Origin of the sequence: Pantoea sp. EEL5 (genome assembly GCF_049892805.1) — a bacterium.
Lineage (GTDB): Bacteria > Pseudomonadota > Gammaproteobacteria > Enterobacterales > Enterobacteriaceae > Pantoea > Pantoea ananatis.
This window is the reverse complement of sequence record NZ_JBNDNJ010000005.1, coordinates 261,221-284,914: the sequence shown is the minus strand read 5'-3', so window position 1 is coordinate 284,914 and position 23,694 is coordinate 261,221. Positions and strand designations below refer to the sequence as shown.

General features: G+C 52.7%; 20 protein-coding genes. 9 read left to right on the top strand and 11 right to left on the bottom strand.

The window, feature by feature from the left end; genetic code table 11:
• Positions 1-4: 4 nt before the first annotated feature.
• Genes ACPXSQ_RS18655 through ACPXSQ_RS18640 form a run of 4 tightly spaced genes read right to left on the bottom strand, consistent with a single transcriptional unit; the run spans position 5 to position 4,148 of the window.
• The gene (locus ACPXSQ_RS18655) at positions 5-823 is read right to left on the bottom strand and encodes a carbohydrate ABC transporter permease (protein WP_014598296.1); all 819 of its coding nucleotides are present in this window, start codon (positions 821-823) and stop codon (positions 5-7) included.
• Positions 820-1,737, bottom strand: a complete 918-nt coding sequence (locus ACPXSQ_RS18650; RefSeq protein ID WP_014598295.1) for a carbohydrate ABC transporter permease — start codon at positions 1,735-1,737, stop codon at positions 820-822. Before ACPXSQ_RS18650 ends, ACPXSQ_RS18655 begins: the two co-directional genes overlap by 4 nt.
• A 4-nt stretch (positions 1,738-1,741) precedes the next feature.
• The gene (locus ACPXSQ_RS18645) at positions 1,742-3,019 is read right to left on the bottom strand and encodes an ABC transporter substrate-binding protein (RefSeq protein WP_014598294.1); all 1,278 of its coding nucleotides are present in this window, start codon (positions 3,017-3,019) and stop codon (positions 1,742-1,744) included.
• 25 nt (positions 3,020-3,044) lie between these two features.
• Positions 3,045-4,148 carry an ABC transporter ATP-binding protein gene (locus ACPXSQ_RS18640; RefSeq protein ID WP_014598293.1) on the bottom strand — a complete coding sequence of 368 codons (1,104 nt, stop codon included), beginning with the start codon at positions 4,146-4,148 and terminating at the stop codon, positions 3,045-3,047.
• 497 nt (positions 4,149-4,645) lie between these two features.
• Between ACPXSQ_RS18640 and ACPXSQ_RS18635 the strand changes: the two genes are divergently transcribed.
• Together ACPXSQ_RS18635 and ACPXSQ_RS18630 are read left to right on the top strand one after the other, a co-directional pair.
• Positions 4,646-5,233 carry a TetR/AcrR family transcriptional regulator gene (locus ACPXSQ_RS18635; RefSeq protein WP_013027929.1) on the top strand — a complete coding sequence of 196 codons (588 nt, stop codon included), beginning with the start codon at positions 4,646-4,648 and terminating at the stop codon, positions 5,231-5,233.
• On the top strand, positions 5,233-6,165 hold the full coding sequence (locus tag ACPXSQ_RS18630) for a DMT family transporter (protein WP_426144222.1): 933 nt from the start codon (positions 5,233-5,235) through the stop codon (positions 6,163-6,165). Before ACPXSQ_RS18635 ends, ACPXSQ_RS18630 begins: the two co-directional genes overlap by 1 nt.
• A gap of 450 nt (positions 6,166-6,615) precedes the next feature.
• Here the strand turns inward: ACPXSQ_RS18630 and ACPXSQ_RS18625 are convergent, their stop codons facing one another.
• Positions 6,616-8,280: a methyl-accepting chemotaxis protein gene (locus tag ACPXSQ_RS18625; protein WP_019105917.1), complete on the bottom strand. Its 1,665-nt coding sequence runs from the start codon at positions 8,278-8,280 to the stop codon at positions 6,616-6,618.
• A 341-nt stretch (positions 8,281-8,621) separates the two neighbouring features.
• Here ACPXSQ_RS18625 and ACPXSQ_RS18620 point away from each other — a divergent pair, with 341 nt between their 5' ends.
• Complete coding sequence (locus tag ACPXSQ_RS18620; protein WP_014333214.1) at positions 8,622-9,179, top strand: GNAT family N-acetyltransferase; 558 nt, start codon at positions 8,622-8,624, stop codon at positions 9,177-9,179.
• A gap of 194 nt (positions 9,180-9,373) precedes the next feature.
• Here ACPXSQ_RS18620 and ACPXSQ_RS18615 read toward each other — a convergent pair whose 3' ends face one another.
• Positions 9,374-10,006 carry a LysE family translocator gene (locus ACPXSQ_RS18615; protein WP_013027933.1) on the bottom strand — a complete coding sequence of 211 codons (633 nt, stop codon included), beginning with the start codon at positions 10,004-10,006 and terminating at the stop codon, positions 9,374-9,376.
• A gap of 317 nt (positions 10,007-10,323) precedes the next feature.
• On the opposite strand from ACPXSQ_RS18615, the gene ACPXSQ_RS18610 reads away from it, so the two are divergent.
• The gene (locus tag ACPXSQ_RS18610; protein ID WP_426144221.1) at positions 10,324-11,064 is read left to right on the top strand and encodes a nitroreductase family protein; all 741 of its coding nucleotides are present in this window, start codon (positions 10,324-10,326) and stop codon (positions 11,062-11,064) included.
• A gap of 60 nt (positions 11,065-11,124) precedes the next feature.
• On the opposite strand, the gene ACPXSQ_RS18605 is transcribed toward ACPXSQ_RS18610, so the two are convergent.
• The 4 genes from ACPXSQ_RS18605 to ACPXSQ_RS18590 all read right to left on the bottom strand — a co-directional run bounded on the left by ACPXSQ_RS18605 (position 11,125) and on the right by ACPXSQ_RS18590 (position 16,415).
• Positions 11,125-12,666, bottom strand: coding sequence for a diguanylate cyclase (locus tag ACPXSQ_RS18605; protein WP_426144220.1), 1,542 nt, complete (start codon positions 12,664-12,666; stop codon positions 11,125-11,127).
• Between the two features lie 265 nt (positions 12,667-12,931).
• Positions 12,932-14,290, bottom strand: coding sequence for a c-type cytochrome (locus ACPXSQ_RS18600; RefSeq protein ID WP_014333217.1), 1,359 nt, complete (start codon positions 14,288-14,290; stop codon positions 12,932-12,934).
• Positions 14,283-15,887, bottom strand: coding sequence for a GMC family oxidoreductase (locus ACPXSQ_RS18595; RefSeq protein WP_022622847.1), 1,605 nt, complete (start codon positions 15,885-15,887; stop codon positions 14,283-14,285). Before ACPXSQ_RS18595 ends, ACPXSQ_RS18600 begins: the two co-directional genes overlap by 8 nt.
• Positions 15,888-15,911: 24 nt before the next feature.
• Entirely contained in the window at positions 15,912-16,415 is a 504-nt protein-coding gene (locus tag ACPXSQ_RS18590; protein WP_014604669.1) for a sugar dehydrogenase complex small subunit, read from the bottom strand.
• 466 nt (positions 16,416-16,881) lie between these two features.
• Here ACPXSQ_RS18590 and ACPXSQ_RS18585 point away from each other — a divergent pair, with 466 nt between their 5' ends.
• On the top strand, positions 16,882-17,898 hold the full coding sequence (locus ACPXSQ_RS18585) for a lipoate--protein ligase A (protein ID WP_426144219.1): 1,017 nt from the start codon (positions 16,882-16,884) through the stop codon (positions 17,896-17,898).
• 87 nt (positions 17,899-17,985) lie between these two features.
• Here ACPXSQ_RS18585 and ACPXSQ_RS18580 read toward each other — a convergent pair whose 3' ends face one another.
• On the bottom strand, positions 17,986-18,876 hold the full coding sequence (locus ACPXSQ_RS18580; protein ID WP_029571378.1) for an ABC transporter six-transmembrane domain-containing protein: 891 nt from the start codon (positions 18,874-18,876) through the stop codon (positions 17,986-17,988).
• Between the two features lie 94 nt (positions 18,877-18,970).
• Here ACPXSQ_RS18580 and ACPXSQ_RS18575 point away from each other — a divergent pair, with 94 nt between their 5' ends.
• The 4 genes from ACPXSQ_RS18575 to ACPXSQ_RS18560 all read left to right on the top strand — a co-directional run bounded on the left by ACPXSQ_RS18575 (position 18,971) and on the right by ACPXSQ_RS18560 (position 23,661).
• Positions 18,971-19,555: a TetR/AcrR family transcriptional regulator gene (locus ACPXSQ_RS18575; RefSeq protein ID WP_014333223.1), complete on the top strand. Its 585-nt coding sequence runs from the start codon at positions 18,971-18,973 to the stop codon at positions 19,553-19,555.
• Positions 19,556-20,021: 466 nt separating this feature from the next.
• A complete protein-coding gene (locus tag ACPXSQ_RS18570; RefSeq protein ID WP_426144234.1) occupies positions 20,022-21,404 on the top strand; it encodes a diaminobutyrate--2-oxoglutarate transaminase in 1,383 nt (460 codons plus the stop codon).
• A gap of 14 nt (positions 21,405-21,418) precedes the next feature.
• On the top strand, positions 21,419-22,885 hold the full coding sequence (locus tag ACPXSQ_RS18565; protein WP_426144218.1) for a pyridoxal phosphate-dependent decarboxylase family protein: 1,467 nt from the start codon (positions 21,419-21,421) through the stop codon (positions 22,883-22,885).
• Positions 22,886-23,190: 305 nt separating this feature from the next.
• Positions 23,191-23,661 carry a DUF1203 domain-containing protein gene (locus tag ACPXSQ_RS18560; protein WP_019105907.1) on the top strand — a complete coding sequence of 157 codons (471 nt, stop codon included), beginning with the start codon at positions 23,191-23,193 and terminating at the stop codon, positions 23,659-23,661.
• Positions 23,662-23,694: the final 33 nt, after the last annotated feature.

The window sequence follows — 23,694 nt, the reverse complement described above, 5'->3', positions numbered from 1 at the left end:
CACCTTAACGTATACCGGCACGCATGAAAGACTGAATAAACTGACGCTGAAATATCAGAAAGAGCAGCAAAAGCGGCAGCGTTGTCATCAATGTTGCTGCACCAATAAGCGCCCACTGCACGCCCTGCTCTGGCGCGGAAAATAGCTGCAGCCCGACGGTTAAGGGCCGTACCTTAACCGAGTCGGTAATCACCAGCGGCCAGAGAAAATCATTCCAGTGAAAGCTGACAGAGACTAACGCAAAGGCGATATAAATCGGTCTGGCCAGCGGGATGTAGATCTTACGTAAGATATAAAACCGGCTGGCGCCTTCCACGATCGCCGCCTCTTCCAGCACTAAGGGGATGCTTTTAAACGTCTGGCGCAGCAGGAAGATGGCAAAGGCAGACGCAAAATACGGTAAGGCAATGCCGGTCAATGTATCGCGCAGGCCCAGTGCGCCAATGGTTTTATAGTTATTCAGGATCAGCACATCGGGGCTGATCATGAGCTGCAACAGGATAAGGGCAAACAACATGCCCGAATACTTCAGGCGAAAACGGACCAGTGCGTAAGCCGCCATCGTGGCCAACACCAGCTGGACTGTAACGATCATCGTCACCAGCAAAATCGTATTCATGAAGTAACGGGCAAAGGGGGCAGCATGCCAGGCGTTAATAAAATTTTGCAGCGTCAGCGGCGCAAAAAGCCTGAAGCTGCCCTGCTCTGCCGCGGGATGCACCGCAACCCACAGCGCCACCAGGATAGGGAGCAGCCATAGCAGCGCCGCTAACCAGATAATCAGATTCAGGCCGAGGCGGCCAACAGAAAAGGAAGGCTTCATTGATAGTGGGCTCGTTTATCCATCAACTTAAATTTAACTAGCGCAATCGCCGCCAAAATCAGCAGCAACACCACGGTCATGGCCGCGGCTGCCGGTAAATCCCAGTAACTGAATGCTGTGCGATAGATGTAAAACAGCAGCAGGCTACTGCTGTTGTCCGGGCCGCCATTCGTCATCGCAATAACCTGATCGACAATGCGAAACGCATTCATAGATGCATTGATCAAGACAAATAACGTGGTCGGCATCAGCAATGGCCACTGGACGCGCCGGAAGAAATAGCCCTTTGATGCCCCTTCGATTTCCGCCGCTTCACGCACGCGCGGATCAATCTGCTGCAGGGCAGCAAGATAGAAAATCATAAAGAAACCGGCCTCACGCCAGACGGAGACCGCCATCAGGCACCACAGGGAGGTGCCCGGCTCGCCAAGCCAGTTAACCGGAGCAATGGAAAACAGCGACAGAAGTTTGTTCAGTAAGCCCAACTGTGGCGTGTAAAAAAACAGCCACAGGTTAGCAATCGCAATCATTGGCAGAAGAGAGGGAATAAAAAAAGCCGCACGTATCACGGCGTTAGCCGCCAGTCGTCGGTTAACGGCCAATGCCATGAGCAGAGCCAGCATCACCGCCAAAGGGATAGTGACCAGGGCATAGAGCAGATTGTTCCACAACGACCGGATAAACACATCGTCATCCAGCAGCGCAGCGTAGTTATCCAGCCCAACAAACTGGGCCGGATGACCGTTACGTGAGGCGCTGAACAGACTTTCCCACACCGTCGCCAGAGCAGGATAATGGGTAAACAGCAATAAAAAACCCAGTGCCGGTAAGATCAGCAAATAGCCGCACAGCTGTAATGATCCGACGCCTGAGCGTAAAGCAGGGGATGCTGTTGCAAGTGTGTTCATCGCCATCGTATTACTGGTAAGCCTTCAGCAAACGATCGGCCTGCTTCTGGGCAGCTTCCAGTGCTTCTGCCGGGGTTTTCGTCTGGGTTATCGCGGCTTCAATGGCGTGGTTCAGCGCCTCCTGAATTTGCACGCTGTTATAGGTCGAGAGTTCTGGCTGGGCATAGTTAAGTTGCTCACGTGCCACCAGCGCCTGCGGAACCTGTTTCACATAGTCTTTCATGGCTGGCGTTTCCCAGGCGGCGGGTGAAGTCGCGACATAACCGGTAGCAATACTCCAGCGAGCAGCCTGTTCAGGGGCGGTGACCCAACGGATAAACGCCATGGCGGCTTTCTGCTGTGCCGGGGATGCATTTTTGAAGACATACAGATTACCGCCACCGGTCGGGCTTCCGCGCTGTGTCTTTTCAGGAAGCATCGCGACACCAAACGGGAACGTCGCATTTTTACGCACCACGCTCAGATTACCCGTGGTGGTCACCATCATCGCGGTTTTGCCACTCAAAAAATCTTGTGGCGTGGTGCCCCATGCCACGGCGCCTTTAGGTGAAACGCCCTCTTTCTGACCGAGATCGGTTAGCCACTGTAGCGTTTCAATGTTCCCGGGCTTATTAAAATACACGGCCGTGCCCTTGCCATTATCAAGATGCGCGCCATTGGTCGCAGCAAACCCCTGAAACACCCAATAGCCATTTGGCGTAGTCGGGATTTCGATGCCCCACTGGCTGACGTTTTGCCCGTCTTTCACGACCAGCTTTTTGCCAAAGTCCACCACCTGCTGCCAGTTCGCAGGCGGCGTATCAGCATCCAGACCCGCTTTTTCAAACGCCTGCTTATTCCAGTACAGCACCACGGTCGAGCGCTGAAAAGGAACGCCCCAGACTTTTCCATTGATATGGCGTAAGAAAGCAGGATAGAAACTGTCGATCCATTTCTTACCCTCATCGTCTTTGGCCAGATCGCTGGCCGCGACAATCGCCCCCGCATCCATCAGTGAATAAGCTTCGATATCGCCAATAACGGCCATTTGTGGCGCATTACCGCCACGAAAAGCGGTCAATGCTTTGGTCACCGTCGTGGCGTAGTCACCGGTATAGACCGGCTGAATACTGACTTCGGGATGAATTTTTTCGAAATCGGCAACCAGTGCTTCAACGGTGTGGCTGATCTCGCCTCCCACTGCGATGGGATAATACATTTGCAGTTTTACCGGATCGGCAGCAAAAACTGACGCGCTGGTTGCGATAAGCAATGCAGGAAGCAGATGTGACAGACGAATAGCAGACATGATTTTCCCTTAGGTAAAAAGATCGTTAAACCGCGTATTTTTTGGACGAAACAGACATCAGCTGTTCTGCATGCAAACAGCGTTTACCGTTATCGGTGGAAAACAGGTATTGCTTATCAGCAGGCCATTGCAGCCCCACCAGGCTTCCCTCACTGAACCGTTTCATCCCTGCTACCGTCACCGTTAATGTTTCGTGGCTGTGAGCAAGCTGGCACATTAATAAGGTATCAGCCCCCATATATTCGTAACTCACCACGCTGGCCGTCAGCACCGCGCCATCAGCGTTAATAAGCTGAATATCTTCAGCCCGAATGCCCAGACTGAGTGCGCCGGCGGTGAAACCTTCGACGACAGGCTCCCTGAGCGGACTCAGATAGTGGTTCGCGTTGTGGCAGGCGAGCGGCAGGATGTTCATGGGCGGTGCGCCAATAAACTGTGCCGCGAACACGCTGGCAGGGTTGTTGTAGAGATTATCAGGTGTGTCGTGCTGCTCAATTCGTCCCGCGTTCAGCAAAATAATGCTGTCCGCCATGCTCATGGCTTCCGTCTGATCGTGAGTGACATAGATCATTGTCAGACCCAACTTCTTCTGTAAGGCACGGATCTCACGGCGCATGCTTTGGCGTAGCTTGGCATCAAGGTTAGAAAGGGGTTCATCCATCAGGCAGAGCGTATTGTTGGCGATAACGGCTCGCCCCAGTGCCACACGCTGTTGTTGACCACCGGACAACTGGGACGGCAAGCGATCCAGCAACGCCTCCAGTTCCATCAACTTACTGACCCGACTCAGACGATCGGCAAACGTGAGCTTATCTTCACCGCGGGCTTTTAAGCCAAATAACAAATTTTCTTTAACGCTCAGGTGAGGAAAAAGCGCATAAGACTGAAACACCATGGAGAGCTTGCGTTGGGAGGGGGGCAAATGGGTGATATCCACATGATTGAAACTCACCGAACCCGTGTCGGCCGTCTCCAGGCCGGCAATAGTGCGCAGCAGCGTCGATTTACCACAGCCTGAAGGCCCCAACAGAGCAACGAACGTCCCTTCGGCGGCGTCAAAATGGATATTATCCAGTGCGATTTTCTCGCCCCAGCTCTTGGTGATGTGATGAAGCGCCAGATGGCTCATACATGCGCCGCTTTGCAAATAAGAATTGCAGTAAGCTAGCCGAGAAAAATGAACGATTTATGGCTGAAAAATGACAGAAAAAAGATGCACCCATTGATTAATCATGCGGGCTTATCCTTCCCTGCCTTACCAGGCCGCCGTCGCGACCAAGCTTTTCCTCTTGTTCCTGACAGCGAATGAACGCAGAAAGCGGCATCCTGACAACCTGTCGTGCCCATAAGTGACGTTGAACGTCTTGACTGACCAGCCGAGACTGCATGCGATTCTGCTGCACGACAGGGCTGGGGCTCACGTAGTACGTTCGGCAGCATCCCGGATGCTATAAGAAATGACCAGACGCATGCAAAGCGCCAGAGACTCACACAACGTCTCGGAATCCTCGCTGCAGCCACAGAGAAAGGGCTGCAACGACTGTTCACTGCCGGAAACAGACACAGGTTGAATATTTCCGCTTAGTAGGTAGACTGGTATACATACCACTAACAAAGGTTATCGTCATGCCAACTCAATCTGCCAGCGCAGAAACTGCTTATGATAAGTTGCTCAGTGCGGCGCGCGTGCTGTTTTACAACCACGGCATTAACGGGACAGGTATCGATGCCATCGTAAAGCGGGCCGGGGTCGCCAAAAAAAGCTTATATAACAACTTTGCCTCTAAAGATGAGCTGGTCGCGATTTATCTCAGGGTTCGTCACGAGGAATGGCTTGCCTTGTACAAAAATCGTCTGGACCTTGCCATGACGCCGAAAGAACGGGTACTGGCCGTATTCGCGGCTTATGAGGACCATGCTGAATTTGCCTATGAAAACGGTTTTCGCGGATGTGGCCTGCTGAACGCAGCAGCAGAGTTGCCCGCCAGCGCGCCGGGACGACAGGCCGTTCGTGAGCACAAGGAGGAAGTGGAGGCGATTCTGACCGCGCATCTGACAGACCTGATGATGGGTGATGCAGAAAGCGCGCGCAAGATGGCACGGCACTTCGCTTTTCTACTGGAAGGCAGCATTTCACGAGCCGGGCTGGAAGGTAACAGCGACTGCGTGAGTCAGGCCGGTATGATTGCTGAACAACTGATGGAGGCATACTGATGCCTGCATCCGTACACCAAACGGGTGGCGCAACGGCCGTCATTATCGCGGCTGCGCTCTGGGGAACGACCGGTACAGCCGCCACCTTTGCCCCGGCTTTAAGCCCGCTCGCCGTGGGCTCGGTGGCAATGGGTATCGGTGGACTGTTCCAGGGACTTATCGCTGCAACCCCGCTTATTCGACAGCGGCGACTGATTTTTCGGCATTGGCCTTTTCTGCTGACGGGTGCCCTCGCAGTGGCGGTTTATCCGCTCGCTTTTTATGCGTCTATGCGTTATGCCGGGGTCGCTGTCGGCACTGTCATTTCCATCGGCTCCGCCCCGCTACTGTCAGCCCTCATTGAGTACCGTCTTGAAGGCGTACGTCTCACAAAGCAGTGGGCAGGCGGTGCCGCTACAGGGCTTGCCGGCATGATCCTGCTTTGCCTTGCGGAAAGCGGTGGGCACAGTACTGGACAAGGTTCTGCAATGACGGGCATTACGCTGGGGCTGCTGGCTGGTTTTACCTATGCCCTTTATTCGTGGTCTGCGCGGCGGTTAATGCAGGGCGGCATAGCTCCACGCGCGGCAATGGGGGCGACCTTTGGGGCGGGCGGTATCCTGCTTGTCCCTGTCCTTCTGATGACCGGCGCACCGCTTCTGGAAACCTGGAATAATGCCGCCGTCGGGATATATATGGCGCTGGTTCCAATGTTTCTGGGATATCTCTGCTATGGCTACGGACTGGCGCGCATCCCGGCCAGCATGGCAACCACGATCACGCTGCTGGAGCCGGTCGTGGCCGCTCTGCTGACCATTCTGCTTGTCGGGGAAAGGCTGCCGCTTTCAGGTTGGGCCGGTGTAGGACTCATTATTGCCTGCCTGGGTGTGATCACCTTTCCAGCGGGCAAGCGCGCCTCCCCTTCAGCCCAGCGCCGGGCTGATAACCTTTAATCTGGGGACAGGAAAAAGTAGGAAAAAGCGGCCTTCGATGCATTCTGGGCTCTCGACATACGCACGGGCGCTCTCATTAAGCTTGAGGAAAGCAAAACCCGCCTTGATAACTGACTCCGTCCCTGAACCTGAGCAGAGGTGTCCTGTGGCGCCTGTATCAACGATAACGCCCAGGATTTACAGGGCCCCAGGGTAATCTGCATAGTCAATCCGGATACGATGAAGACAGGACCAGAGAAATCGAATGTTCTGCTGCCTGGCGTCTCCGAGGGTTCAGGCGGGACGATACCTTTCGCTTTTTGCTCATGGCTGACATTACCAACATCAGCAGCGATGTCTCAGCCCTCTCGGTCTGCCCTTATCAAATATAAAACGCCTGTTGCAAGGCATCAGGCGTTTAAAAGCTGCCAGATTTCGATCTTTATCAGAACCTTTTATGGCCTACTTTTATCAGAACTGCTCCCAGTTTTGATCCTGTCCGCCAACCACTGCGGTCTGCGGTTTCTTAAAAACCGGCGACGATACCGCTGCGGCGCGGTTTTGCTCCCGATTATTACTGGCTAACTGACCCGCAAGCGTAATCGTGAAGGCACCCACTAAATGACCCAGCGTGGAGGCCTGATCTATCAGAGAACGCGATGCTGCGGAGGCCTGCTCAACCAGTGCGGCGTTTTGCTGTGTCGCTCCATCCATCTGATTTACGGCCTGATGGACCTGGCTGATGCCTTGCGACTGTTCTCCGGCGGCTACGGATATTTCATCCACCAGATCAGTGACCTGCCGCACCGCATCATTCATGCGTGACATGTTAGAGCCTACCCCTTCCGCCTGCTCAGAACCGGCCTCGACAAAGCCCATTGATGACTCAATCAACTCCTTGATTTCACGAGCTGAAGAGGATGAGCGCTGTGCAAGATTACGAACCTCACCCGCCACGACCGCAAATCCCCGCCCCTGCTCACCAGCACGTGCAGCCTCAACGGCGGCATTCAGCGCCAGGATGTTGGTCTGGAAGGCAATCCCTTCAATGAGTGCAATGATGTCAGTGATTTTGGCTGAGCTTGCCCTGATGTCACTCATAGTGGACAGTAGTGTGCGGACACGACCAGCACTGTCTTCTGAGATATCCCGGGCGTTTTTCGCCAACTGACTGGCAAGACGCGTATTTTCAGCGGTCTGACGGACGGTTTCGCTAAGCTCGGACATACTCGCTGCTGTCTGCTCCAGGGAGGCCGCCTGCTCTTCCGTACGGGAGGACAGGTCTTCATTACCCGCCGAAATCTGTGCAGAAGCAGAGCTTACCGACTGAGCAGAAGCTTCCACCTTAGACAGTGAATCTGAAACATTCTCAATCAGATGGTTGAAGGCCCTTGCCGTCAGGCCGATTTCATCATGACGTGACTCATCAACCCTGAGAGTCAGGTCGAGTTTTTCACTGGCCTCTTCCATGGTCTGACGCATGCCGTTCAACTGACGGCGTATAGACATGATGGTTTTGATCGTGAAAAAACCCAATACAAGGATGACGGCGCCAGAGCCGGCAATCAGTCCCCATAGAGTCGTATAGTAGATATGGGTATTGGTTTCATCCAGTTGAGTGCCGATATCAATATTTATCTGCAGTTGCTTACGGTAACTGCTTGTAAGCGTGCGAATGGCTTCACTCAGATTTTTACTGCTTTCATCTGAGTTCGCCGTCGATGATGACTGGGGAATCCTGTTGGTCTGCAGGAAAGGCAGCAGCCTGTCATGAATGTTTTTAATCATGACGAACGCCTCTTTGGTCAGCCGCAGATCTTCGTCGCTGGATATATCATTCTCAAGATAATGCTGATTGAGGGTATTAAGGCGCTCAACCGTTTTGTTCATTTCTGATTCAATTTGCCCCTGCCTGGCAGGGTCTTTTGCGCCCTGATAGTCGTATAGCTTAATGAGAAGTTCATTGTTCTCATCAATCAGTACGTTTAAGTCGATGATCGAAGGTATGGCGTTAATCTGAACATAGTGAAAGCGATACTGGAAGCCAGTAACGACCACGATGGAAATAATAACCATAGAAACGAGAGAAGCTGAGAGCAGAGAAAACGTAAGATAAAGTCGCTGTGAAATTGTCATAACTCACCCTGTGTGTATTTAAAAAATAAAAAACCAACGCTTAGTAAATCGTCGAAATCAACGAAAACTTGATTTTTTTAGAGAGAGGCTGGTGAGTTATGGAGATGAGTAGAGTGAGAATGTGCAGGGCCTGAACATAAACGTGAATATCGCGTAAAACCCAGGGCTAACAAAGCCGCGAAAGGCTGCTCAAGTTTCGCTTTCTGCTGAATGTGGACATTGCGCAATAAGCTGGCTGTTTTTTGCCTGAATGGGCACGGCTCACCCTTTTCACTCAGTTAGGCTAATGCAGCTTTTCATCGCTTATGATAAAAAAGATAACCCGCACTAAGGAGATTTTTATGTATCTGGATGATATTCCTTCTTCTTTTCGGCAGCATGACATGCTTTATCTGACAGCGCCTGACCTGGGCCGTGCAGAAGAAATGCAACGAAAACTGAATGCGTTCAGCTCACTTCATCATGAGTTCTTACTCTGGTCTCCGGGTTTTCACTCTATTGATTCAGTTGAGAAAAACATGGCAGATGCCGCAGATAACTTCCTGAATGACAGAGACGAATATAAGTTTTTAATCATTGAACGCAAGTCAGATGAACTCTTAGGCTGCATAAGCTTGTTCATCCGCAATCAGGCTATCCCTTACGTCGAAATCGGCTACTGGCTTGCAACCAATGCACTGGGCAAAGGCATCATGCCCGAAGCGTGCAAACTGGCCACTAAAATAGCCTCCGATTTTTTGCACGCAAAGAGAATTGAAATTCGTGTCGCGGGACGTAATGTGCGGAGTCAGTCCGTTGCATTAAAATGCGGTTTCAAACTGGAAGCCAGACTGGTTAACGAGCGCCTCGACAGCATGGGAATGACTGACGATACCTTGATCTACAGATATGGCGGTTGACTCTCCCCATCCTGTGAAGTCAGCCTTTCGCTGAGCGCGGCTCTAGACTGTTACGCATGTCCGCTTTATGCCGGGACGGGTCGTTACCCTCAAATCAACCCATCTGTGTCCTCTCACCCACGGTTTCCCTTTCCGGCGAGCCACAGGAGAAAGAACGAATGATTAAGCGCGCCCAGGGTAAAGAGTCAGGCTGCTTATTTGGTGAATGATGAGGAGATTAGTTTGATACCCAGTATGCCCAGGACCGCTGAGGAAACGCGATCAACTGACGTCTTGATACGTAAATATACCTGACGCGGTTTCTCGGCAGACAGCGCGACAGAAACGATGGAGTACCAGACAAAATCGATCAAAAAGCTCATCAGAGGGATGACGACATAAAACAGTAGCGGGATATTTTTAGGCAAAAGGGCACTAAAAATAGAGGCAAAGATAATGGCTGTTTTGGGATTGCTCAGTTGTGTTAACAACCCATCTCTGAATGTTTTTAGCCATGTCTTGCTGTGCCCATTTTGTCCATTCAACGCGAGGTGTACAGGCTGAGATGCACCTTTGAAGATGTTAAAAGCCAGCCATAATAAGTAAAACCCGCCCGCCACCTTCATAACCACAAACAGTTCCGGCACCAAAAGTAGCAGCCTCTGTAGCCCAAGCATCGCGACCAGGGCAAAAATCGCAGCACCAACGCCAGTGCCTAAAGCGGTCACGATTCCGTGAAGACGAGAATGCACAACAGCATTTCTGGCAACATAGATAAAGCTTGGGCCGGGGCTTATCACCCCCATAATCAGAACGGCAGCAATGGCCATAAGGCTTGAAATCAACATCCTGGACCTCGGTAGGGAATAATCAGAGCGGCTATTCTAAAGGAAATGATCCGTTTTCACAGGGTGGATTGTGTTGTCTCCGGGATTCGAAAACGAAACAGGCCCGATGAAGCAGCTTCTTGCTCGTCACTATCGTTCATCGCTCACCACCCAGGCGCATCGGTTTAATACCTTTGCTGGTTACCCACGAACAGCCTGACTCACCTGTTAAATTTGTTATTAATCGGCAGCTTAAAGCCAGTGCGGTTAAAGAGGTGCCAGTCTGTATTTGCTATCCTTGGGAAACGAATTCTTGGGTTACCCTTTTTGGAGCAATAATGGGCGATATTATTAATCTGTTCACCAGCCATAAAAGTGAGCGCAGCTTTACCGATAAACCTGTTGACGATGCCATCCTTGATCGCATTATCAGCACCGCCTATCGCGCCCCTACCTCCGTTAACTCACAACAGGTTTCACTGGTGGTTACGCGGGATGCCGCTCAACGTCAGGCCATTTCAGAGATTGCCGGTGGACAGCCCTGGATTGCCAAAGCGCCCGTTTTTATCACCGTCGTTCTCGATATGCATAAATCCCGGGTCGCCATGGCGGCTGTGGGCAAAGAGCAGGTTGCTCAGGACAGCATTGAAAGTATTGTTTCTGGCGCGACTGACGTAGGCATTGCACTAGGCAGTATTATGGCCGCTGCGCGGGCGGAAGGTTTAGGCATCGTGCCCATCGGGGGAATTCGCCGCGATCCGGACGCGATGATCGAACTGCTTAATTTGCCGGAATATACTTTCCCTGTCGCGGGCGTCGTTATCGGTTACGTCGACCAGCCCGCTTTCCAGAAGCCGCGCCTGCCTCTGCAGACCTTCCGTCACGAAGAAAGCTATCACACCGAAGGTCTGGAACAGCAGATCGCCGCTTACAATGCCGAAATGGTTCAGCACTGGCAAGCCACCGGGCGAGCAGACGGCGAAAGCTGGAGCGACAGCGTGAGCGGATATTACCAGCACATCTATTTCCCAAAAGTCCTGCCTGCACTGCACAAACAGGGATTTGGTAGCGACAAATAACCGTTATTCGTCCGGGCAATGCCCGGGCGATGTCTTTCCCTCTGGCTCAACTCTCACAGGCTAACCCCTTGCCCCGTTTCGCCCCTCGTGTTTGGCACGATAGAGCGCTTCATCCGCCCGTTTAATTAATCGTTCCGCCCTTTCTGGCCCTTCCCCTGCCACCGTTGTTGCCACGCCGGCACTCAGCGTGACGCACCCGGTTTCCAGCCCTGTCGAGCTGTGCGGTATCGCTAACTTCCTGACGGCCTCAACCACGCTTGAGGCTATTTTTAACGCATCCGCGGCGCAGGTGTCGGCTAACACGATGGCAAATTCTTCTCCGCCATAGCGTGCGGCGATATCGATGCGGCGCTGGGCAAACGTCTTCAGTAAGCGTCCTACTTGTTGTAAACAGGCGTCACCCGCGACATGGCCGTAGGTATCGTTGTAGCGTTTGAAATAATCGATATCGAAAAGGATTAATGATACCTGCCCACCGCTACTGCGGCCGTGCAGCAGGCTTTTTATCAGAAAGTGGTCAAAGTACCGGCGGTTAGCCAGCCCCGTAAGCCCATCGCCGTTTGCCAGATTCTCCAGTGAATGATTCGCTTCGGTCAGTTCATCCCTGAGATGGGTTAATTCAATTTGATAGCGTAAGCTACGTTTGGCCTCATGCCGTATCAACATCCACAGCAGAATGATCGCCATCAGAAGCACCAGGCTTAATACTACGCCCTGAACCCGGCTTTCGGCCCAGCTAATCAAAAGCCCCTCTTTGTCAAATCCTGCAGCGACAACCAAGGGGTAACGGCTTGAACTGGCGAAACCAAAAATGCGGGTTACGCCGTCAACCTTCGCTTTCCACTGGCCGCTGCCGCGTTCGGCATTGGCTAACAGCTGGTGAAAAAGCGGGCTGGAGGAGAGATTTTTACCAATGTAGCTGTTCGACAAAGGACGAGCATAGAGCACGGTGCTGTCTGCCAGCATCAGCGCCAGTAAGTCCTTGGGACCAATAACAAAATAATCGTAGTAGTGACGAAAGTAATCGATGCTCACCGTGGCAAGGAGTACACCACGGAATCCCTGGTAGGTATCACTGACGCGCAGCGAAACAGGAATAACGTAGCGGCCCGAACTGCGGCTTCGTAATGCAGGCCCCACGTGCAGGCTGTTGCGTGGATTGTTGCGATGATAGCTGAAATACTCACGGTCGGCGTTATTTCCTGAAAACGACTGCATTAACGAACTGGCGACCCATCGCCCCTGCGCATCGTAATAGAAAATACCCTCCAGCTGCGGCAGGCGGCTCTGTAACGTCCGCATAATGTCGTTGAGGGTTGAGACATTTCCGCCCGTCTCTGCCTGAGACTCGATTTCACGCTGGACTTCACGCAGCGACAGTTCCGTTTGCAGAAAGGTATCTTCGGCCTGACGGGCCTGAGCCAAAGAAAGATCAATGGCGCGTTCTTCAGTGATACGAACCGTTCTTTGCCAGTCCTGGTAAAGCGTCCAGACATTGATCACAATAACGCCAATCGTCAATAAACTTCCCGCCAGGGTAATGCTTCTGAGCAGTGGTGAAAGGCGCATCATCGCCGCATCTTTTTTTCGACGTAATTCCATGCTGGTTAACCCTTCTCTCGCCACGGGATAATGCAACATATCAGAAACAACGTGTTATCAATAACATCCTGACAGGCCATTTATATCTGCTGTTTTCAGTTTAGATTAAGACAGGAACGCCGGCATCGCCTTGCGCCTGTTCAGAGTACAGGCAGCAGGCTCTGATAGCAGGCTGATGGTGCCAGCCTCACCGGTCGGGCGTATCGGGGAACGCGCAGATGTCGAGGCAGCGCTCCACGTCATCCATGACATGGAGAAGGAGAGGTTAACGTCGGCGGCGCCACCACCAAAACAGCAGCAGTCCGATCGTCAGCACAACTACTGCCAACCCTGCGCGGGCTATCGGTAAAAGCAGTGACGGCTCGCCGCCCTGACGCAGTGATTTCACCCGTTCCGGGGTAATGCGCACGGCACTGTTGCCTATATCCTGCATGACATAATTCGTGACGTCGGCAATTTGCGTATTATCCAGCGTATGGGCAAAACCAATCATGCCCTGACCGTTTGCGGGCCAGACACCTTCAAGCACGGCCATGGCAACGTTATCGGCCGTAGGCTTTTCCAGGATCGGATGTTTACTCAGGGCAGGTAAACCATTCAGGCCCTGTCCCTCAAGGTTATGGCAGGCGGCACAGTTGTTGCGGTATACGCGCTCGCCATCCGTTAAATCGGACAGCATGTCTGGCGTATCATCTCCGGTCACCGGCGTGAGTCCGCTAGCCGGTTCCTGAACATCTGAATCCGCGTCAGCCTCGCCTTCTTCCTGATCGGCGGCAGGCATCAGGTAGGTTGCTATGGCCGCCCGATCTTCCGGCGTCATACGCGAAAAACTCTTGTCTATCGCTTCAAGCATCGGCCCCGCTGCCGTCGCACCGTTATCGGCGTGACCGCTCGCCAGATAAGCTGCCAGCGATTCCCGTGACCACTGATCGTCACTCTGTAAGGTATTGGCGGTGATGTCAGGCGCAAACCACGTCCCTAAAGAGGCGCCCTGTAACGATTTGCTCTGCTGCTCAGCCATCAAAAAATTGCGCGGCGTATGGCAGGTGCTGCAGTGCGTTAGCCCTTCGACCAGGTAAGCCCCCCTGTTCCATTCCGCGGACTGGCTGGGATCGGGCTTGAAGGGTTTTGTGTCCAGGAAGAGGAAATTCCACGCCGCCATACTAAAGCGCAGATTAAACGGAAACGGCAAATCGGTTTTTTCTGGCTGGCTATCGACCGCTTTCACACCATGCATAAAGTAAGCATAAAGCGCAGACACATCGCTATCACTCACTTTGGCATAGGCGGTGTAAGGCATAGCCGGATACAAATGACTGCCATCGGCACGAATGCCCCTGCGTAGCGCATCGGCAAACTGTTTTTCAGTATAGTGACCAATACCGGCTGTTTTCGAGGGCGTGATATTGGTGCTAAAAATAATGCCTAAAGGGCTACCGATGGCATGGCCGCCGCTGAACGGCGCTTTGCCTTCCTCTGTGTGGCAGGCCGCACAATCCCCAGCCACAGCAAGATATTCCCCTCGTTTTATGAGGTCAGTCTGGCTTTCCGCCCACGCGCTACTCTGAGTTGCAGTCAGCATTAGCAGCGTGGCGGGCAGCAATCGGCTCAATCGCTTACCCATGCTGCGTCTCCTGCAAAATCTTATCAGCGGTACGCAGCGCAAGCGCCATGGCGGTGAGCGTGACATTACAGGTGCCGACCGTTGGCATCACGCCGGTACCGACCATAAACAGGTTTTCATGATCGTGCGCCCGTCCCCAGACATCGGTTACGCTGGTTGCCGGATCGAGTCCCATCGACAACGTACCGATGATATGTTGACGGTTCGAAAATTTACCGCTTTTGCTGTGTCGGATATTGGTCGCACCCAGTTTTGCCGCTATCGCATCGTAGCACTCTCGCGTTTTTTCCGTGCCCTTCTGCACATAGTCATCCACATCCCAGAACAGCGCAGGCGTGGGTAATCCTAATGCATCTTTATTGCTGCTCAGGGTCACGCGGTTATCGGGATTGGGGAGCTGTTCCAGCGCATTTTTAATGCTCAGTCGGCGGGCCGCACGAAAACGAACCTGCTCCTGGAGTTTTTTACCAAAGTACCCCTCTTCCAGCACTTCCTTCGTCACCGCCGCCACCTGTGATGCATTGGAGATATCCAGACGGAATGGCGCATGTTCGCGGCGGAATTCGCCGTCTCTGAACTGCCCTATTGAACAGGGACTGACAGGTCCGCGTCCGGGCCAAATCTCTTCATCCACGTCGAAGGTAACGCCAATGGCGGGATGGTCGCAGAGATTACGACCAACATTGTCACGGGCATTGCCAATCCCGTGCGGAAATTTATCGCTGGTCGACATCAGTAAAAGCTTTGGCGTTTCAATCGCATTGGCCGCCAGAACAAATGTCTGTGCCGTAATGCGATGGCTGGTTTTATTCCAGTCATAATAGTGGGCGGCAACAATCCTGCCCTGCGCGTCATGCTCAAGCTTATACACGACCGCCTCGGTGATCACCTGAACGCCTGTGTCCTCAGCCTGCTGAGCGGCCAGACCGCCGTGATACTGAGCATCAATCGGACACACCGGCATACAGTTGTTGTTACCGCAGCAGGCCGGGCGACCATCGTAACTGCGACTGTTGCGTCCCGTGCTGTCGTCCAGCACGGTGAAGTCAGGTGCCAGTCTGGCCGTGACGCGTTGCTGAAGCCATGAAGCCGGCACGCGCGCCATCGGAAACGGTTTACTGCGTGGCGAGCCGTTATCAGGTGAACCGCCGACGCCGGCAATGACCTCCGCCTCATAGTAATAGGGCTCCAAATCCTGATAGCCGATCGGCCAGTCTTTGCCCACGCCATAAAGGGTATGCTGCTGAAAATCATTTGGCACAAAGCGCCACAGCTGAGCGGCCCAGTGCCAGCTGGTGCCGCCAAAAATACGGATGTATTGCGCATTAAACGCCTGCGGACCGAGCTGTTGCAGATAATCATTAGGCTCAGGCGTATAGCGTGGCTGAGGTGCCATGGGAGAAAAGGGATAAGGTGACATAAAGTCAGACTTAAAGGCGGAACTGCGAAAGCGCTCGACCAGTTCATCGCGCCCAATTTTCGGCCCGGACTCAAGTAATACAACGGATTTACCCGCTTTGGCCAGTCGGGTAGCCAGCAAAGCGCCATTTACGCCCGCGCCTATCACAACGACATCCGCCGACTCATTCTTCTTCATTGATGACAATACTCATAAAAAGGATCACGGTTGACTCGCCCAGCTGCCGCAGACGCCATAGGAGAAGCTCGGCGGTACCAGTTTGTCATTCACAATTTGATTCGCGAGCGTGTTTATGTAGGTGATGTAGCGTGCATTTTTGCCTTTGCCCACAACCCCGGTGTACCAGCCGCTCAGGATAGTGCCCGCCAGCTTCGCGCTACCTGCGTCACTCTCAGCAAACGGCAGGCGTTCCTGTTGCAACAGATCGGGCTGATGGGTCAGCAGGTTACTCAAACGCAAAAGCGCAGAGGAGAAATTCTTTTGGGTCTGACTCAACGTGTCATACAGCGCAGCACCCACGGTTTCGTTAAGTTCATCCTGCTGAGTAAGCTGCTGAGAAACCTGCATAAAGATATCCAGCTCATCTGTCTGGGCATCGGGCTGGGCGGCGTTGAGGCGAGCAAGAGGGAGCAGATGTCCGGCAGCGCTGGTTACAGCAACCAGACCGACCATCTTCAGCACGCGTCGGCGTGAATAGTGATTCATCATATCTTCCAGTAAAAGCCACCTGTCGCTGGCAGCAAATCAGCCTGCGTAATACGGATTATTATGCTGGCAGCGCGCATAATATTTGGGCCAGGATTCACAGCAATTCCCTGCCGCGTTCGCACCTGAAGCCGCTGGTTAAGCGCCAATTCAACAGCATAATGGTTGGTGAGTCTGCCATCTGCCGCTTTCAGTCTGCGGGATCATGAACGTCTCTTTCTCAATGATCCACTGGTAATTAACTAAATGTTAACAATCCGCTGAGGATAAACCAGATAGTTGCTTGGGTTATAAATATATTAAATCGATATTAAACAAATTTGATACAAAGCGGAACTGAGAGCACGCTGGCCCATGTGGCATTTTCAGGCTATGGAGGGCGATCGTTGTCTTTGAAGCGGAGTGAAGTAAACTGCCATTCTGCCCTGCTGCAGCGGCATACGTTCTCAAGCAAACGGAGTTGATCATGCCCCCATTACGTTTACTGTTATCAGAATCGAACGATCCCTGGTTTAACCTGGCGGTAGAAGAGTGTATTTTTCGCCAGATGCCGGCTAACCAGCGCGTACTGTTTTTGTGGCGTAATGCGGAAACGGTGGTCATTGGTCGGGCGCAGAACCCGTGGAAAGAGTGCAATACACGTCGTATGGCAGAGGACGGTATTAAGCTGGCGCGACGCAGCAGTGGAGGCGGCGCGGTGTTTCACGATCTGGGCAACTGCTGCTTTACCTTTATGGCGGGCAAGCCAGGTTACGATAAAAGTGTCTCAACCGCTATCATCCTGCAGGCACTGGCAACGCTGGGCGTCAATGCGCAGGCTTCAGGACGAAACGATCTGGTGATCGACACCGGTGACGGCGTGCGCAAAATATCCGGCTCTGCTTATCGCGAAACGCCCGACCGTGGCTTTCATCACGGCACAGTTCTAATTAATTCCGATCTGTCGCGCCTGGCTGATTATCTCAATCCCGACGTGAAAAAGTTACAGGCGAAAGGCATCGCCTCCGTGCGAGCACGCGTGACAAACCTGCAAACGCTGGTGCCCAATATCAGCTACGAACGCCTTTGCCATGCCATCACGGAAGCCTGTTTTGAACACTTTGCCACTCGCGGTGAACCCGATGTTATTTCTCCTGATAACCTGCCGGATCTGCCGGGCTTTGAACAACAGTTTGCCCGTCAAAGCAGTTGGGCGTGGAATTTTGGCCAGGCGCCAGACTTTTCGCATCTTCTGGATCATCGCTTTGTATGGGGCGGCGTGGAGATACATTTTGATGTTGAACGGGGCGCCATTAGCCGCTGTCAGATATTTAGCGACAGCCTGAACCCTGCGCCACTGGAGGTGCTGGCCTCCCGCTTACAGGGTGCAGCCTATCAGCCTGACGTTATGGCTCAGCATGTAGAAACGTTGAAAACGGACTATCCGCTGCAGCAGCACGAACTGGATGAGCTTGCACAATGGCTGGTGACAAGTCTCCGCTGACAGTCCGGTGAGCGAGGTAGCGTTTGCCCGGCTCAGCAGCAGAAATGGGCCGCGTCAGACGATTGCCTGCGGCTGCTCAGGTTCAACTTAGCTTCCCGTATTGACGCGTTTGCCGATATCTTTCAATTGCGAATATTTTTCAAGCAATCGCGGTCCATCATCCAGGCTCATGGCAAACATCCACAGATAGGTCATGACCGAATAGATGTGCCCTGCGTCACCCATCCCTTTACGGGTCATGGACAGGATGGTAAAGGCAAACAGCAGCGCCGCTGCTGTACCTATCGTTATAAAACCTAACGCCTCGCGATCGGATAGCCCTATGCGTAATCGCGCCAGTACGCCGTAGTGTTTCGCCAGAGCGGGTGCCTGGGCAACGGTGACCAGGCTAACCTCTTTTTCAAGCCGGTTATTCAGACGGCCAAACAGCGCTTCGTTCTTGCGCGAGAAGCCCGGCAGAAAGCAGGCAAGTATCAACAAAATGATCAGACAGCCCACGCCCGTCCAGAACTCAATTACCAGAAGCATAATGGCTGCGCCGCTAATCGATGCCAGAGAGGTGATCAGCGTTGGCAGATGCAGCTCAAAAAAATCGACAAACTCACGTGACAATGTCACGCGAGCGGCGATAGTGGAAGCATTTTGCTTCTCGTGACGTTGTGCCACGATAACCGGCACGGCCAGTTCGGCATAAATACGGGCGAAGGTGCGGGTATCAACGCTGCGTCTTGCGGCGCCTAGTGCCCACATTGCAAAGACCATGACCGCATAAAGCACAGCATGAAGCGCCTGCCCGGTGACAATGGCGTTAATGGCGAACCCGGCTAACAGCGGATAAAGCAGGTAGGTAACGTTTTCCGCCACCACTAACAGCAGGGTAAGAACGAGCTTTTTACTGTGACGACGTCCCAGCATCTTGAGGGTGGCAATGGCATTTTGCGGCGCCGTCTCCGGCGTTATTGTTTTGTGAGAACACATGATTTTCTTTTGGTAAACGGTTAAAATTGAGCGGTCGCTCAATAGCCAGCGCATCGTATTTGAGCGATTGCTCAAAGTCAATCCAGGAGTCACAATGAAAGCATCAACGGCAACATCTGGAGAAACACGCAAAGAGACGATTATTGCGGGCGCCATCGCGCTGTTTATCGAGAAGGGAATTGAAAAAACCACGACACGTGACTTAACGGAATCGCTGGGTATTTCACGCAGCCATATTTATCACTACTTTCCTGACTGGCACACGCTCACCCTGACTGCGCTGGAGCACTTTATGCAGCGCGAGTTGGATGATTTCACCCTTGAGCTGGCCGCGCTGGATCCTGTGCAGCAACTACACTCTATGATTGAAGGCCACATTCCTGACACATCAGATTCAGTCTGGCGGCTTTATGCTTCCTTCTGGCAAATGGCCAGCCATAATGCCGATTACGCTGAACTGGCCGACAAGATTATCGCCGGTTGGGATGCGTTGCTCTGCAAGATTATTCGCGCAGGCGTTGAACAAGGGTGCTTGCATACGGATGATGTGGCACGCAGCGCACGCCAGCTTAACGCCTTACTCAACGGCTACGCCGATCTGCTGAGTATTACGTCTTCACCCGCGCGAATTGAGCAGGCGTTGGCCGACATTCACCACTTTGTGCAATTTATGCGTTAACGGAGCGGGAAGTCAGTAAAGCGCCGTTTTCTTCTTTATTGCCATTAATTAAATGTTAAATAGAAGTTATACGAATGATGTGCAGTACGCTTTAAATGTGTCATTCAAATGGCGCGCGCTTTACATTTTGTGGCTTGATTAATCTCAAATTTTATCGCTTATTCGCGCAGAAACGCTTGCTAACACAGTTTATTTTTCTCGCCCAGACTGATGCTGAAATGCGATAAGCAGGTGTTTTTTGGCGCTTTATTGTTTACAGGTTTTGATAAAAGTGGCTGCCCTGGCCGTTAATTTGGGTCTAAGTCGCTGGTTTATAAAGTAAATACATTAACAAATCCTCATAAAATTAATCATTGAGTCCTGTGATAAAAACCAATATATTGGCCGCGTTTTTAACACTAGCTCTAAATTTTATTCACTTATCCAACTGCAGCGTGATGCCACGCCCGGTTGTAGGAGAGATATGATGACGGATAAAGTCCGTATTGATAGTTTGAATGCGAATACATTAAACGGTAACAATGAGTCTTATCTGGCCCGCCAGGCCGAGTTTGAATCAAATGTTCGAAGTTATCCGCGTAAATTACCATTAGCGATTGCGAAAGCTAATGGTGTCTGGATCACAGACGTCGAGAACAAACAGTATCTTGACTGTCTTGCCGGTGCCGGAACGCTTGCGTTAGGTCATAATCACCCTGACGTACTGCAAAGCATCCAAAATGTCATTACCAGCGGCTTGCCGTTACATACTCTGGATCTGACCACGCCACTCAAAGATGCGTTTTCAGAATACCTGCTCTCCCTGTTACCGGGTCAGGGCAAAGAATACTGCCTGCAATTCACCGGTCCTTCCGGCGCGGATGCCGTTGAAGCCGCTATCAAGCTGGCGAAGAAGCATACAGGCCGTTCAGGGGTGATCAGCTTCTCCGGGGGTTATCACGGCATGACGCACGGTGCGCTTTCTGTCACCGGTAACCTGTCACCGAAAGAAGCCGTTAACGGCATGATGCCTGAAGTGCAGTTTATGCCTTATCCGCACCTGTACCGTTGCCCGCTGGGCATTGGTGGTGACGCGGGCGTAAAAGCGCTGACCTACTACTTCGAAAACCTGATCAACGACGTTGAAAGTGGTGTGCGTAAACCTGCGGCCGTGATCCTTGAAGCGGTTCAGGGTGAAGGCGGCGTGAACCCTGCCCCGGCTGAATGGCTGCAGCGCATCCGTAAAGTTACCCAGGAACACGGTATTCTGCTGATTCTGGATGAAGTTCAGGCAGGTTTTGCCCGCACTGGTAAATTCTTTGCGTTCGAGCATGCCGGTATTGAGCCCGATATCATTGTAATGTCAAAAGCCGTCGGCGGCGGTTTGCCGCTTGCCGTGCTGGGGATCAAAAAGCAGTTTGATGCCTGGTCACCTGGCCACCACACCGGGACATTCCGTGGCAACCAACTGGCCATGGCAACCGGCCTGACCACGCTGAAGCTGCTGAAAGAAAACAACATCGCTGGCAGCGTCGCTGAAAAAGGTGAGTGGCTGAAAGGCAAACTTGCCGAACTGCAGAAACGTTATCCTGCCATCGGTAACGTTCGCGGTCTTGGCCTGATGATCGGTATTGAAATGGTCAAGCCGAACGAAGCGCAGGATCATATGGGCTGCTACCCGGCCGATGGCGATTTATCGGCTCTGGTACAGAAGAAATGCTTTGAAAACGGTCTGATCCTTGAGCGCGGGGGACGTCACGGTTGCGTATTGCGTCTGCTGCCTTCCCTGTTGATCAATCATGACGAAATGCAGATTTTCCTGGATAAGTTCGAAAGCGCCCTGCTTGCCGCTGGCGTCGAAGCAGTTTGAGTGGAGTAAATTCGATGTCACGGTCAAATCCGATTCTGGCGTCCTCAGTGCAAAGCACTGAGGCTTACCAGCAGGCTATCGCACAAAGCAGTGCGGCAGTGGTTAAGTGGCTGGAACAGCCTGAAATGTATCAGGGTAAAACAGTTGCTGAACTGCGCGAACGTATCCAACTGGACTTTAATCCCGAGGGCCTGGGCAACCAGGCCGCCATTGAGCGCGCGATTGAGTATTTCCTGAAAGACAGTCTGTCGGTCCATCACCCACAGTGTGTGGCGCATTTGCACTGCCCGAGTCTGGTCATTAGCCAGGCTGCCGAGGTGCTAATTAACGCGACGAACCAGAGTATGGATTCCTGGGATCAGGCGCCTTCTGCCACCCTGATTGAAATGAAGCTGATTGAATGGCTGCGTTCACAGGTGGGTTATCAGGCAGGCGATGCTGGTGTGTTCACCAGCGGCGGCACCCAGAGCAATCTGATGGGGCTGATGCTGGCGCGTGATGCCTTCTTTGCCCGTCAGGGCCATTCTGTTCAGCAGGACGGACTGATCGGCGATCTCAGAAAGATCAAAGTCTTTTGTTCAGAGAATGCCCACTTCTCCGTGCAGAAGAACATGGCACTCCTCGGCCTGGGCTACCAGTCCGTGACGTTAGTGAAATGCGATGAGTTTGCACGCATGGACATGACCGATCTGGCTGACAAACTGGCACAGGCGAAAGCCAATGATGAACAGGTGCTGGCCATTGTCGCGACAGCAGGCACCACCGACGCCGGTGCTATCGATCCGCTGCGTGATATCGTCAAACTGGCCGCAGAGCAGAAAATCTGGGTGCACGTTGACGCGGCCTGGGGCGGTGCATTGCTGCTGTCAGAGAAGTATCGTCATTATCTGGACGGGCTGGACCTGGTGGATTCCGTTACGCTGGACTTCCACAAACAGTTTTTCCAGACCATCAGCTGCGGTGCTTTTCTGTTAAAAGAAGCCCGTCACTATGAGCTGATGCGCTATCAGGCGGCATACCTGAACTCTGAGTTTGATGAAGCACAGGGCGTGCCGAATCTGGTTTCGAAATCGTTGCAGACCACCCGTCGTTTTGATGCGCTGAAACTGTGGATGGGACTGGAAGCCCTCGGTCAGAAGCAGTACGCCGCCATTATCGACCATGGCGTAACGCTGGCTCAGCAGGTGGCGCAGTTTGTTGAGCAGCACGACGCGCTGGAACTGGTTATGAAACCTCAACTGGCGAGCGTCCTGTTCCGTTATCGTCCACAACAGATGGCGGAGTGGAGCGATGCCGACGTTGCGCTGTTCAATCAGCGTATTGGCGATGCTCTGCTGGAATCAGGTCGCGCCAACGTTGGCGTGACCGAGCATAACGGCGTTACCTGTCTGAAAATGACGTTGTTAAATCCAACCGTGACGCTGGAAGATATTACCGTCCTGCTGGCACTGCTTGAGAAAACAGCCCAGTCATTACGCTAAGTGCTTTATCATGCCGGTGACAGTGTCACCGGCATAGCGCTTTTATTTCCCATGCTGCTGGCGCATGAGTCCGCTGCACCCTCCCTCTGAATGCCTCCCTGCCCCTTTAATCAACAGGTTATCATCTGTTTGGACGTCACGGCGTTGATGGACTTGCCGTTTGCAGGTCTCTGAAGGGCGAAGAAAAAGCGCAGCACCTATGGGATATCGCGCAGCACCGGTGTGATCATCTCCGTGGCCGAAAACAGCGAGAACGGCTGACGCAGAAACGTTATCGTCCTTCTGTTGATAACCGGAGGATCACAATGACCTATCAAATCTCAGGCCTGAAAGCCGATGCTTTCACTCACCTTTACGGACAGAACGAGCGCTATTTAAAACAACATGGCGTAATGAGGCTGAAAGTAGAAAACGCTCCTGGCTATCCCGACAGAATTTCACTGCGTGATATCCCGGCGGGTGAAACCGCGCTGCTGATTAATCATCTCTATCAACCGGCCCGAACGCCTTATTATGGTTCTCATGCGATCTACCTCTGGGAGCACTGTACCCAACAGGGCATTTACATTAATGCATTACCCCCGGTCATGACGCACCGGCTTCTTTCGTTACGGGGCTTTGATGCGCAAGATTTACTGATCCAGGCAGACGTCTGCGAAGGAAAAGCAGCAGACGAAATGATAACGCACTTTTTTAGCCACCCGACGGTGCGCTATATCCAGGTCCATAACGCCAGGCAGGGATGTTATTCCTGCCGGGTAGATCGTTGTGAGTAACGGGTCCGGCAGTGACCGGGGGAAGGCGAAAGG

Excerpts from the sequence above, each read along its gene's own strand:
- ACPXSQ_RS18625 (WP_019105917.1), bottom strand. The coding sequence starts at position 8,280 with ATGACAATTTCACAGCGACTTTATCTTACGTTTTCTCTGCTCTCAGCT.
- ACPXSQ_RS18615 (WP_013027933.1), bottom strand. The coding sequence starts at position 10,006 with ATGTTGATTTCAAGCCTTATGGCCATTGCTGCCGTTCTGATTATGGGG.
- ACPXSQ_RS18580 (WP_029571378.1), bottom strand. The coding sequence starts at position 18,876 with ATGTGTTCTCACAAAACAATAACGCCGGAGACGGCGCCGCAAAATGCC.
- ACPXSQ_RS18645 (WP_014598294.1), bottom strand. The coding sequence starts at position 3,019 with ATGTCTGCTATTCGTCTGTCACATCTGCTTCCTGCATTGCTTATCGCA.
- ACPXSQ_RS18650 (WP_014598295.1), bottom strand. The coding sequence starts at position 1,737 with ATGGCGATGAACACACTTGCAACAGCATCCCCTGCTTTACGCTCAGGC.
- ACPXSQ_RS18610 (WP_426144221.1), top strand. The coding sequence starts at position 10,324 with ATGGGCGATATTATTAATCTGTTCACCAGCCATAAAAGTGAGCGCAGC.
- ACPXSQ_RS18585 (WP_426144219.1), top strand. The coding sequence starts at position 16,882 with ATGCCCCCATTACGTTTACTGTTATCAGAATCGAACGATCCCTGGTTT.
- ACPXSQ_RS18620 (WP_014333214.1), top strand. The coding sequence starts at position 8,622 with ATGTATCTGGATGATATTCCTTCTTCTTTTCGGCAGCATGACATGCTT.
- ACPXSQ_RS18630 (WP_426144222.1), top strand. The coding sequence starts at position 5,233 with ATGCCTGCATCCGTACACCAAACGGGTGGCGCAACGGCCGTCATTATC.
- ACPXSQ_RS18560 (WP_019105907.1), top strand. The coding sequence starts at position 23,191 with ATGACCTATCAAATCTCAGGCCTGAAAGCCGATGCTTTCACTCACCTT.
- ACPXSQ_RS18640 (WP_014598293.1), bottom strand. The coding sequence starts at position 4,148 with ATGAGCCATCTGGCGCTTCATCACATCACCAAGAGCTGGGGCGAGAAA.
- ACPXSQ_RS18565 (WP_426144218.1), top strand. The coding sequence starts at position 21,419 with ATGTCACGGTCAAATCCGATTCTGGCGTCCTCAGTGCAAAGCACTGAG.
- ACPXSQ_RS18635 (WP_013027929.1), top strand. The coding sequence starts at position 4,646 with ATGCCAACTCAATCTGCCAGCGCAGAAACTGCTTATGATAAGTTGCTC.
- ACPXSQ_RS18570 (WP_426144234.1), top strand. The coding sequence starts at position 20,022 with ATGACGGATAAAGTCCGTATTGATAGTTTGAATGCGAATACATTAAAC.
- ACPXSQ_RS18575 (WP_014333223.1), top strand. The coding sequence starts at position 18,971 with ATGAAAGCATCAACGGCAACATCTGGAGAAACACGCAAAGAGACGATT.
- ACPXSQ_RS18590 (WP_014604669.1), bottom strand. The coding sequence starts at position 16,415 with ATGAATCACTATTCACGCCGACGCGTGCTGAAGATGGTCGGTCTGGTT.
- ACPXSQ_RS18605 (WP_426144220.1), bottom strand. The coding sequence starts at position 12,666 with ATGGAATTACGTCGAAAAAAAGATGCGGCGATGATGCGCCTTTCACCA.
- ACPXSQ_RS18655 (WP_014598296.1), bottom strand. The coding sequence starts at position 823 with ATGAAGCCTTCCTTTTCTGTTGGCCGCCTCGGCCTGAATCTGATTATC.
- ACPXSQ_RS18595 (WP_022622847.1), bottom strand. The coding sequence starts at position 15,887 with ATGAAGAAGAATGAGTCGGCGGATGTCGTTGTGATAGGCGCGGGCGTA.
- ACPXSQ_RS18600 (WP_014333217.1), bottom strand. The coding sequence starts at position 14,290 with ATGGGTAAGCGATTGAGCCGATTGCTGCCCGCCACGCTGCTAATGCTG.